This is a genomic window from Shewanella carassii, assembly GCF_002777975.1.
Lineage (GTDB): Bacteria > Pseudomonadota > Gammaproteobacteria > Enterobacterales > Shewanellaceae > Shewanella > Shewanella carassii.
Genome location: NZ_NGVS01000015.1, coordinates 1 through 11,725, shown reverse-complemented (window position 1 = coordinate 11,725; position 11,725 = coordinate 1). Strand labels below are relative to the sequence as shown.

General features: G+C 45.4%; 9 protein-coding genes. All 9 read right to left on the bottom strand.

Annotated elements, in window-relative coordinates; translation table 11 throughout:
* Positions 1 to 260 (bottom strand): hypothetical protein (locus CBE72_RS10395; protein ID WP_157929066.1); only part of this gene is annotated, 260 nt, incomplete at its 3' end.
* Positions 261 to 275: 15 nt separating this feature from the next.
* The gene (locus CBE72_RS10390) at positions 276 to 1,427 is read right to left on the bottom strand and encodes a hypothetical protein (protein WP_157929065.1); all 1,152 of its coding nucleotides are present in this window, start codon (positions 1,425 to 1,427) and stop codon (positions 276 to 278) included.
* 57 nt (positions 1,428 to 1,484) lie between these two features.
* The gene (locus tag CBE72_RS10385; RefSeq protein WP_100143482.1) at positions 1,485 to 2,636 is read right to left on the bottom strand and encodes a hypothetical protein; all 1,152 of its coding nucleotides are present in this window, start codon (positions 2,634 to 2,636) and stop codon (positions 1,485 to 1,487) included.
* Between the two features lie 11 nt (positions 2,637 to 2,647).
* The gene (locus CBE72_RS10380) at positions 2,648 to 3,769 is read right to left on the bottom strand and encodes an SEL1-like repeat protein (protein WP_157929064.1); all 1,122 of its coding nucleotides are present in this window, start codon (positions 3,767 to 3,769) and stop codon (positions 2,648 to 2,650) included.
* Positions 3,770 to 3,784: 15 nt separating this feature from the next.
* Complete coding sequence (locus CBE72_RS10375) at positions 3,785 to 4,933, bottom strand: hypothetical protein (RefSeq protein WP_100143480.1); 1,149 nt, start codon at positions 4,931 to 4,933, stop codon at positions 3,785 to 3,787.
* An 11-nt stretch (positions 4,934 to 4,944) separates the two neighbouring features.
* On the bottom strand, positions 4,945 to 6,054 hold the full coding sequence (locus tag CBE72_RS10370) for a hypothetical protein (protein WP_100143479.1): 1,110 nt from the start codon (positions 6,052 to 6,054) through the stop codon (positions 4,945 to 4,947).
* The gene (locus CBE72_RS10365; protein WP_157929063.1) at positions 6,051 to 9,992 is read right to left on the bottom strand and encodes a hypothetical protein; all 3,942 of its coding nucleotides are present in this window, start codon (positions 9,990 to 9,992) and stop codon (positions 6,051 to 6,053) included. The genes CBE72_RS10370 and CBE72_RS10365 overlap by 4 nt, the downstream gene beginning before the upstream one ends.
* A gap of 4 nt (positions 9,993 to 9,996) precedes the next feature.
* The gene (locus tag CBE72_RS10360) at positions 9,997 to 10,524 is read right to left on the bottom strand and encodes a DUF4123 domain-containing protein (protein WP_100143477.1); all 528 of its coding nucleotides are present in this window, start codon (positions 10,522 to 10,524) and stop codon (positions 9,997 to 9,999) included.
* A gap of 6 nt (positions 10,525 to 10,530) precedes the next feature.
* The coding region (locus tag CBE72_RS10355; protein ID WP_157929062.1) for a type VI secretion system Vgr family protein at positions 10,531 to 11,725 on the bottom strand (1,195 nt) is incomplete at its 5' end.

Sequence of the window (11,725 nt, the reverse complement as noted above, 5' to 3'; positions counted from 1 at the left end):
TGCAACGCCTTTAAACCGGCAAACAAAGGATCGCCCGGCTTGACCAAGCTACTGGCATAGATATCCGGATTGGGCTGATTCTCGGCTGCCAAAGCCAGTAACTCGTCATTATCAATAATTGCAGCATGGGGGCTGGGTTGTGTACTCTGGCCGCCATATAGCCACAGCCCGAGCAGGCATATCAATAATACCAGTGTTCCGATTGTTCGCAATGAAACACTAAAAGCAACTAATTTAAACTTAACTGTTTGTTGTCTCATCTACAGATAGTAGGCTCAATAATAGTGATAATAATCATGATCGAATAACTCATCGATATATACCACCGGTGTTATTTCTTCAATGATTTTTTTCGCCTTATCTTTGGCATTAATCAATTCTGCTTCAGTAAATGGCTTATTTATTTTACTAACGTCATCTTTCAAAAAGCGTAACATTCTATCGTTATCAAAATAGTCATTCGAAACATATGCCGCTGGTAATGACTTTAACAGATATTCTCTATTAGATGTCTTTTTAAACACCTTCTTATTTGCATAATATATTGAATTGACAGAATTACTTCCGAGCAGCATAGCCTTTTCAGACCAAAATATAACTCTTTCATAACCGATAGTGTTATCGAATGTGCCACCTATCAGCATCTGCATCGCCGGGACAAAATTATCATTTGCTGCCATATTCAAAAGTAAAACCAGCGCCTTCACCTCTGCATCACTTGGATTTTTCCCCTTTCCCAAAGAATTAAAATATACATTAATCTGTTCAATCATAGGCGAATAGTACTTGCCCTTTGCTGCCTCAGCCGCTCTATTCAACGCCTTTGAAGCAGCATACCGAGCCCGTACATCTGTTGGGTTATTTTTTACCCTTTCTTCAAAGGCTTGCTGGGCTTTATCCGCCCAACCCCGATCACAGAAACCCACCAAGTAAAAATGGCAGGGATTTTCTTTATCTTTAGTAGGAATAAGCTTTTTCATCGCGTAAGGATTACCCAGCTTGGCCGACAGCTCTATCATACTCGGCGCATCACTGCTGAGTATATTCAGCCCTAAGGATGCCAAGCCATACCAGTACATTCCCTCGGGGTTGTCCATAACGGCAAAGGCCGCCAGCTCACCACTGGCGGCACGATACTGCTGTAACTGCAACTTATAGAGACCGGAAAATAAGGGGTTGTCGGGTTTAATCACGCTGCTGGCGTAAATGTCCGGATTAGGCTGACTCTTGGCTGCAAGTGCCAAGAGCTCCTTATTTTCAAGAATGGGTTGATGCGAATAGCTAAGATCTCTGTTGATATATAAATAGATAACAACGGCCAAGAGAGCAGAAAACGTGGCTACCGCCAGCAACAGTAACCCGGCCCGCTTCTTCTTTGCAGAGACTTTTTCAAATTTCTCTATGATTGTGCCTACTGTAAAATCCATGACTTTGCCCATCATGATCACTAAAATTAATTCAAGCAGGAGTATTTAAAAAATTAACTACATACCACGACCATAGGTATCAATGTCAAATATTTCATCAATATACACAACTGGTTTCATTCCTTCAACAATATCTCCAGCCATTTTTTTCGCCTCAACTTTCTCATTATCTGTAATTGGCTCGTTAATTCTAACCGCATCATTTTCAATAAAAAACAAAAATGCTTCATCACCAAAATATTCCTTTGAAACATATGCCGCAGGAAGTGAATTTAGCAAATACCTCCTATCCAAACTTTCATCAAAAAGCTCCTTGTTTCTGAAATATATTGAAACAGCAGAATTACTACCTAACCCCATAGCTTTTTCAGACCAAAAAATAGCTTTTTCATATCCAATTTCATTGTTAAACACAGATGCCAGCATCCGCATGGCAGGTACAAAATTATCGTTTGCAGCCATGGTTAAAAGTGAAACCAATTTCTGTGAGTCCTCCTCGCTTGGAGCTTGTCTCCTTTCAAAAGAATTAAGGTATACACTAATCTGCTCAACCATTGGTGCATAATATTTACTCTTTGCTACCTCAACCACTCTATTTAACTCTTTTGAGGCAGCATAACGAGCTCGCACATCTTTTGGATTATTGTTAACCCTTTCTTCAAAGGAACGTTGTGCTTTCTCAGCCCATAAATCATTACAGTATTGTTCTAAATACCATTCACAATCTCTAAGTGTTATACCTGCTGGAATTAACTTACGCATTGCATAAGGGTTTCCAAGCTTAGCTGAGCGCTCAATCAAACTTGGTGCATCTGAACTAAGTATATTCAACCCCAAAGTCGTAAATCCCAACCAATACATGGCTTCAATATTTCCTTTTGCAGCTAAAGGAGCAAGCGCTTCAGCAGCGACTTTACGTTTACGAAGTTGCAATGCATATATTCCAGTAAATAAAGGATCATCTGGCATAATAAAACTACTTGCGTAGATATCAGGATTTGGTTGACTCTTAGCCGCCAAGTCTAAGAGTTCTTGGCTCTCAATTATGGATTGATGCGAATAGCTAAGATCTCTGTTGATATATAGGTAGGTAAAAACTGCTAAGAGAGCAGAAAACGTGGCTACCGCCAGCAACAGTAACCCGGCCCGCTTCTTCTTTGCAGAGATCTTTTCAAATTTCTCTATGATTGTACCTACTGTCGCATCCATGCTTACCTCTGCTAGTGATAGGCTTCTACATCGTAAATTGCATCGATATAAATAACCGGCATTATTTCTGAGATGATTTTTTCGGCTTGTTCTTTAGCAGCTGAAACTTCGGCTTCACTTACAGGTGCGCCCCCCTTATCAAGGCTTTTTATAATCATAAAGTCGACATTACTTTCTCTATAATACTTTTCAGCGGCATATATATAGGATAAAGCGACCAGCATTTCATCTCGATTCGTTCCTTTCGGCCACTCTTTCCTATTCACGTGAATAATTGAACGTGAGGAGTTAAAACCTAAATGAAATGCTCTTTTAGCATAATAATTGGCCATTTCAAAGCCGATAACTTTATAGAAAATACCCGCCAGCATATCCATTGCCGGTGCAAAGTTATCGTTAGCCGCCATTTTGAGTAGAGTCACTACCTTAGCTGTATCGGCTTCACTGAGTTTACCAGCCTCGTAAGCTAGACCATAATCGAATGCCAGACTTACCATAGGGGCATAATACTTCTGCTTAGCCGCTTCTGCCGCCCTGTCGGCATTCATGGAGGCTGCATAACGACTCAGTACATCATCGGGGTTGGCTTGCAAGCGCTGTAGGAAAGCTTCCCGCGCCTTGTCCGCCCAGACATCGTCGCAGTATTTACCTAAATACCACTCACAGTTTTGCAGGGTTTCTCCCGCCGGTACCAAGCACCGCATCGCATAGGGGTTTCCTTGCTGAGCCGCTTTATTAATCCACTCTACAGCCGAGGCTGTACCGTATACACCGGCGCCCATATTGGTTAGCCCATACCATAACATCGCATCTGTATTTCCATCCTCGGCCATCTTACCGAAAACCTCAACGGCAATATCATCCTTACCCTCTTGCAACGCCTTTAAACCGGCAAACAAAGGATCGCCCGGCTTGACCAAGCTACTGGCATAGATATCCGGATTGGGCTGACTCTCGGCCGCCAAAGCCAGTAACTCGTCATTATCAATAATCGCAGCATGGGGGCTGGGTTGTGTACTCTGGCCGCCATATAGCCACAGCCCGAACAAGCATATTGATAACACCAGTGTTCCGGTTGTTCGCAATGAAACACTAAAAGCATCCAATTTAGACTTAACAGTTTGTTGTCTCATCTACAGATAATAGGCTCAATAATAATGATAATAATCATGATCGAATAATTCATCGATATATACCACTGGTGTTATTTCTTCAATGATTTTTTTCGCCTTATCCTTGGCATCAACCAGTTCAACTTCAACAAATGGCCTATCTATTTTACTCACATCATGATTCAGCAAGTCTAATACAGTCTTATTACCAAAATAGTCATTCGAAACATATGCATAAGGAAGTACGCGTAGAAGATAATTTCGATCAGATGTCTTATTAAACATCTCCTTATTTCTAAAATATATTGAGCTAGTAGAATCACTTCCGAGCTGCATAGCCTTTTCTGCCCAGAAAATTGATTTACTGTAACCGACAGTATCAGTAAAAGTGCGAACAGCTAATAAACGCATTGCGGGTACGAAATTATCGTTTGCTGCCAATGTCAATAATTGTGCTAATTGACGAATTTCCTCAGCTGAAAGAATATGAACTTCACTTTCATTCACATATATACGAATTAAACTGGTTAACGGCGCATAGTATTTACCCTTTGCTGCCTCAGCCGCCCTATCCAAAGCCTTTGAAGCAGCATAACGAGCCAGCACATCTGTCGGATTATTTTTTATTCTTTCTTCAAAGGCTTGCTGCGCTTTATCCGCCCAACTCCGATCACAATACCCCGCCAAGTAATAGTGGCAGGGATTTTCTTTATCTTTAGTAGGAATAAGCTTTTTCATCGCGTAAGGATTACCCAGCTTGGCCGACAGCTCTATCATACTCGGCGCATCAGAACTGAGTATATTCAGCCCCAATGATGCCAGACCATACCAGTACATTCCCTCTAGATTATCGCTATTGGCAAAGGCTGCCAGTTCGCCACTGGCCGCTCTATCCTGATGTAACTGCAACTTATAAAGACCGGAAAATAAGGGATTGTCGGGTTTAATCAAGCTACTGGCATAGATGTTTGGATTAGGCTGACTCTTGGCTGCAAGTGCCAAGAGCTCCTTACTTTCAAGAATGGGTTGATGCGAATAGCTAAGATCCCTGTTGATATATAAGTAGATAAAAACAACTAAAAGAGCAGCAAACGTGGCTACCGCCAGCAACAGTAACCCGGCCCGCTTCTTCTTTTCAGAGATTTTTTCGAACCTTTCTATAATTGTGCCTACAGTCGCATCCATGCTTACCTCTGCTAGTGATAGGCTTCCACATCGTAAATTGCATCGATATAAATAACCGGTGTTATTTCTGAGATGATTTTTTTGGCTTTTTCTTTAGCAGCTGAAACTTCGGCTTCACTTACAGGTGCGCCCCCCTTATCAAGGCTTTTTATAATCATAAAGTCGACATTACTTTCTCTATAATACTTTTCAGCGGCATATATATAGGATAAAGCGACCAGCATTTCATCTCGATTCGTTCCTTTAAGCCACTCTTTCCTATTCACGTGGATAATGGCATCTATAGAGTTAAAACCCAAATGAAATGCTCTTTTGGCATAAAAATTAGCCATCTCAAAACCGATAATTTTGTAAAAAGACCCTGCCAGCATATCCATTGCCGGTGCAAAGTTATCGTTAGCCGCCATTTTGAGTAGAGTCACCACCTTGGCAGCATCGGCTTCACTGAGCTTGCCGCCCTCATAAGCCCGAGCATACCTAAGAGCCTGCTTGACCATAGGGGCATAATACTTCTGCTTGGCCGCTTCAGCTGCCCTGTCGGCATCAATGGAGGCGGCATAACGACTCAGCATATCATCTGGATTGGCTTGCAAGCGCTGCTGGAAAGCTTCCCGCGCCTTATCCGCCCAGGCGTCGTCGCAGTATTTACCTAAATACCACTCACAGTTTTGCAGGGTTTCTCCCGCCGGTACCAAGCGCCGCATCGCATAGGGGTTTCCGGCCATAGCAGCATCATGGATCCATTTGTCTCCACCAGACAGAACACTGAGTCGTAAGACTGTCATGCCATACCATAACATGGCATCACTGTTGCCTGCCTCGGCCAGCGGCAAGAGTGCCTCTGCGGCCAAATCCTTTCTCAGCGACTGCAACTCATATAAACCTTTGAATAAAGGATCACCGGGTTTGACCAAGCTACTGGCATAGATATCCGGATTGGGCTGACTCTCGGCTGCCAAAGCCAGTAACTCGTCATTATCAATAATCGCAGCATGGGGACTGGGTTGTGCACTCTGGCCGCCATATAGCCACAGCCCGAGCAAACATATCGATAACACCAGTGCTGCAATAATTAATTTATGGGTTTTATTAAATTTTGAACTTTGAGTTTGCACTATCAAAACAAGCCCTCTATTTTCTTTGTTCTGGAAGGGGGAAGCAGGGTATCCAACTCAGTCAAGCTCCAAGTTCTTTGCTTGAACGTGCCATCTCGCCCGCGTTCAAGCCTGGCCAAGTTTTCTGCCTCGATGACGGATTCTTGCAAAGTCCGGTATTTTTGGCTATCTGGATCAATTATTTGGGCAGCGACCATGGCCTGTAACCCTTCGGGGGTTAAATAACAGCCATAGGCACTCTTACGGTTGACCTTTGGTTTGCCATCACGACCTAACCCTGGCTCATCCCATTCGTTGGAATACCAACACATCCCACTACAAAGCGCACCAGTATATTCATTAAAGCTAAAGCTTATTTTCTCTATCTTATCCTCTCCTATTTGAGCATCAATCTTGGAGAAAAAGTGAGCCAACTTTAACCAGCTATCGAGTACTCTTTGCCATCGCCTGAGATAAGAGGCCGCCTCCTGGCCCTCCTTCACTCCCATTAACTCCAGTGCCTTGGTAAATTGGCGGCGGCGCAATACAACCTCCCTTGTATCGTCTCCTGGTTGCAGTTGCTGCATAATAAACAGCAGTGCTTCGGCCTGAGTGCCACTGCGATTTCCTCCCGGGGATGCTATTAAGGTATCGAATAAGGCAGCCAAGGTTTCCGGAGGAGAATCCTTCAGCCAAGTCCGAGTTTTCTTATGTAACCTAGCTTCCAGAATCCGGTCGGCGATGATAGGCGCATAATCTTCCTGAGTCGACTTATGCAGCCAATCTGCGTAAACCCTGGGAGGGAATAGTAATATATCGGCCAGACTGAGCCCTGTGGCGATTGCCAAGGTCAATCTTTGGTTGAGTATATAAAAAAGCTTGGAGTCTTCATCGTCAAAGACGGCCAAACGACTAAAGCCGCTCTGCTTTAGCATGTTCAACAAGCAGCCAACAAAAAGATCTGTACTGAAAGGGTCGATTGCAATATTCAAGCTGCCCTTTACCCCAGGGCCACAAACGACCTTGGCGCCGACAACCAAGAAGAAACAACCCGCATCATAGCCTAGACGAAATGTCCCCTCGAATCCAAGACCTATCCCAACTGCGCCGCCGGCAGTTATTGAACCGAGTTTTCGCCACTGATTGGTGTTTAATTGCTCCTTATCTTGCTTCGTTTCTTTGGTTTCCTTCTCTTGCTTCTTATCAAGAACATCGGAAGACACAGGGGGTTTCCAATGAACTTCTCCTGTTACCGTGCCGCCGACTTCTGCACCGGCAAACAGTTCCGCAGTGGCTCCTGCCTGGGCGGCCCCTTCTATAACATTCTCTGGCCCCTCGGCCTTTATTTTCGAACGATTATAACCCGATGGCCGAAATGCCGAGCCTCTAACGCCTATCTCTTTCTTATCTGAACTGGAACCTATGCTGATGTTTGTAGCCAAATTCAAACTGGCTGCTATAAGGCCGTATGTGGTTACCTGTAGCCAAAAACAAATTTCACCGGCTTGATACAGTTGCTTGACTTCACTACCTGACTTGCGCGCAATATAGGGAAAATCAAGCTGTAACCCTTTCACTGGCATGGGGTTATAAGGCACATAAGCGTTCCCGGGAGCCTTGTTTCCCAAAGGAAACCAGGCACTGAAACCCAATTGTGCTCTGGCCAGATCCAGAGATAGATTAAGCGCAGTGTCTCCACTGAGTCTTTTGGCTACTTCAGAACCTTGGATAGCCAACCCCGGAGCCGTTAAAGAAGTGGTTGCCGATGAGGTGAAACGCATAAGTTGGGCATCGGCGGAAACAGTATAGCCATCCATACTGGTGTTGGATTGGTAGGCCCAATCCTTGCCCAGTAAAGAATGCTCATTTTGAAAATGAATCAAGGACATATCAAGAGAAAGTTGTTTATTCTCAGAAATTTGATTCATAAACTTCTTGTATGCATCTTTAGGCAGTCGGACTTTTGTCTGTTTGACTGTCTCAGCCACATCCTTGGGAAATTGGTTCAGCGTAGGTTCTTTCTGCTGCGCTTCAGCCGCATTTAATTCGTCACGCTCCTCCTTGGATTCAACCGCTTTGGTTGAGGCTGATAAGGCCACCCGCTGAGAAATGTCTTTAACATGCCCCTTGCCTGAACTAACCAGGTGCTTTTCCGAGGATGCGGGTAGCAACCAAGATGGGGTTCTGAGGTAGAAAGGGGTACCTTCACCTCCTTCTGAGAGCAGATAACATTCAACAACCCTGAGATCATTGTTATCAGGCAGATTCATTATCATGCCCGGGTGTTTTACGGCAGGTCTCCAGTCTTCAAAATTCCAAAGCACTGAATAGGATTTCTTGTTGACTTTCTTACTGATATTACTCACATCGCCCTTTTGAGCTCTGGAGTTTGCAAGCGCCTTCCAGTAATCCATTCGAACTTTACAGGCTTTCTTGATTAACAAGGGTTTTTCAAAGAAATCCGGAATGGATTCCAGTTTTATCTGCCGTAGGTCTTTAACTTGCTTCTCCCAAAAAGCATCCAGCTTAATATCCAGAGCTACCGTATCCCAATAGCCCCACTGAAAACCGCCACTCTCCATGAGAGCCTTGAGCCAGACATAGTCATCCGATTGCTCAAAATGCTTTTGTTTTCGATCCTTCTGTAACAGTTCAAAAAGAAGTTCTACCTGTTCATTATTCAGTTCATCATCGCCAAAAAATGATGAACGCCGAACATTAATAACAGCATTATATTTTTTTGAATACTGTCTATATGAAGAAAACATCTCTTTATATAGATTATTGTTATTCAACTCTTCTAATGTAAGACATTGTTCCTTGAGGACCATACCGGAAAGATTAAACATCAAAAGATTCCAGTAAAAACCATATTTCCTAGTATCATAGCCTAAAGAACCACTAAGACTACTTAATTTAGACCTGGAAATTTCTGACTCATTAAAAATATCATCATACTGAAAGAACTCTTCTCCCCAAAAATAGCTTAACGTCTTTGCAGCCTCACCATTACTTTGAGAAGTTAATGACTTATACTCAAATCCCAAAGTGCGTTTCAGACTGCTGACATAGAGGCCTACATTCTTCTCTTTATCACTGGTAAAATAATCTAAATTTTCATCATAAATAAACTTAGTGCCATCATCGGTTTCCCAACCATTGGCCTGTTTTTTGGCTTTATCTTCCAGCTTTTTGCATTCAGCCAACACATATTCTTTCAGTTCTAATTCAATTTTTTTTCTGGCCTCGCCCAAGACATATTGGGTATTCAAGCTATCCAAAGAGCCTGATGGGTAATGATTAGCCGCTCTTACGCGCAACTCAACCTCACTCTTGATAAAAGAATGTTTAGCCAGCAACTCAAAGCCTACGCTGCGGGCATAATCATCCAACTCATTAAGTTCAGCCTTTACCCAGAGTCCCAGCCCTTGGGTCCATTTGAGCAACCATAATGTTTTGTACCTTTCTTTATCTGCCGCATCAGAAAGAAATATCTCATACGGTAAATAGTCATAACGAGAGAGCAACCCAAGCTCATTGAGCTTTTGCAGCATCTTTTCATTAAAGTCGGGCGCATTGATATCCATGTCACTGAGCTGCAAATGCTGTCTTTCTTGCTTGAGTCTTTCTAACGCTTCAGAGGTCAGAGCATACCAATAGCGCTTCCCATCCTTTGGATGATTTGGCACATAGAGTACGTCTTCATACTCCACATAGGCACCTTCACAGGTTGTAATTCCTTTTCCACAGGCCCCATCTTCTGGAGGCGTAACGGTAGGCAGATGCTTGTTGACGTCAATAGGTACGACTTCATACTTCCAACTGATGAATTTATTCTGCAGCTCCAGAGTATTCATGTTCGCCAATTCGGCATAATCCATTTTGTGATAGTCGGCCAACATTCTCAGGCATTCATCCTGGACGTTTTGGCAGGCCCTAAGTGCCAAGTTATCTTTATGATTCATTTCACTAAATCCATTTACTAAAAACGGCTGAATTAAAGCTATAGCTTTCAACGGCTTTGGGTGTGTGTTTCAGAGACCTGAGTTCGCCCTGCTGGGAGGTCCAGCAAAGCGCCGAGGCAGGCCCCAGAAGGGTGTCCCTGTCATCGGCATCCAGTTCAGAGTACAAGGGGTCCAGCGTTTGATTGCTGTAATATCTGAAGATGGTCTGGCGCCCCAGGATCCTGGGTTGTAACAGGGCCAGCAAGTGTTGTTTCAGTGTGTCGAACGCCCCGGTCTGGCTGGCAAAAATCACCGCCGAGCTGCGCCAGAGGGAGTCATTTTGCCATATGGGCAACAGGCTGCTGTCGTGGCACAAACGAAAGATGACAGGGCTCTGTGGCATCAGGTAGGCAAATGGACTATTGATGAAGAGATCGGCCAATTCGGGAGCCGCTTCATGTTGATAAGCCAGCTGCATCACATTGGGATAACGAATCTTGTCGGTCAGCATCCAATACTCGACACCGGCCAATTCAGGCAGTAATTCACTCATGGCCCATTACCCCTTGTGCTTCAAGCAGGGGCAATCTTCCAGAGGACAACTGCCATCGGTTTGCTTTTGGCACAAGCGAGCCACGGCGACATTGTTGTAGGAGAGCATTTCCATGCTGGCGGGAGCCAATTGCAGAGGTAAGGGATTAGGAAGCTCGGCAGCGGCCACTTCTCCCGGAAGCTCCGGCGCTTTACCGCCATAACCACTGCCTGATGCCGCGCCGCCGCCGGCATTAAGGTTGATCCCTAGGCCGGAAAGATGCACCCCGGCCGGATCGACCTTGACGAAGCTGCCACCGGCTTTGACTGTGATTTCAGAGGAAGACTCCAACACCACCTTTTGCCCCGCCTTGATATGAATTTCATCACCGGTTTCATTGACCCACACGGAGCCGGCTTTTAGATGTAAGCTGCCATCCACTATCAGGCTCTTGTCGCCTGTTACCTGCTGACGGGACTCGCCCAACACCGTCAGGTGGTCGTTACCACCGATGCGGCTGCGCCTTTCATTGTCCACATCCAGGTGGCTGTCGTGCTTGATATGCTCGTGTCTGTCGTTCTCGGTCAGTAGGTTCAGGTCTTTCTGCGCGTGCAGGTAAATCTCCTCTTCCCCCGCTTCATCCTCAAACCTCAGCTCGTTGCTGCCCTCGCCCTTGTGGCTCTGGGTCTTCAGCACGGTGCGGGTCTTGTGGGCCGGCAGCGCGTAAGGCACCTGGTTCACCGCATGGTAGGCCCGGCCGGTGATGATGGGTTGGTCCGGGTCGCCGTCCAGAAACGACACTATCACTTCATGCCCTATCCGTGGCAGCGCCATAAAGCCATACTGACCACCGGCCCAGCCCTGGCTGACCCGTATCCAGCAGCTGCCGTGCTCGTCACCCTTGGCATATCTGTCCCAGGGAAACTGCACCTTCACCCGGCCGTATTCGTCACAAAATATCTCTTCATCCTTCGGCCCCACCACGGTCGCTATCTGCGGCCCCGCCATCTGCGGTTTGGCCTTCGGCTCCGCTTGCCATTGCATGGAGGAAGGCACTGCCACTATCTCATTACTGTAAGTGGTGCCGCGGCTGCTGTTGTCCTCTTCCGCCGCATTGCCCTGCTCGCCTGTGTGGCTGACGCCCACTATCACCCATTCGCGATTAAGGCTCGCATCCGGGTGTTCGCTCAGGGCAAACTTCTGCCCGCTCAACGCCTGCAGT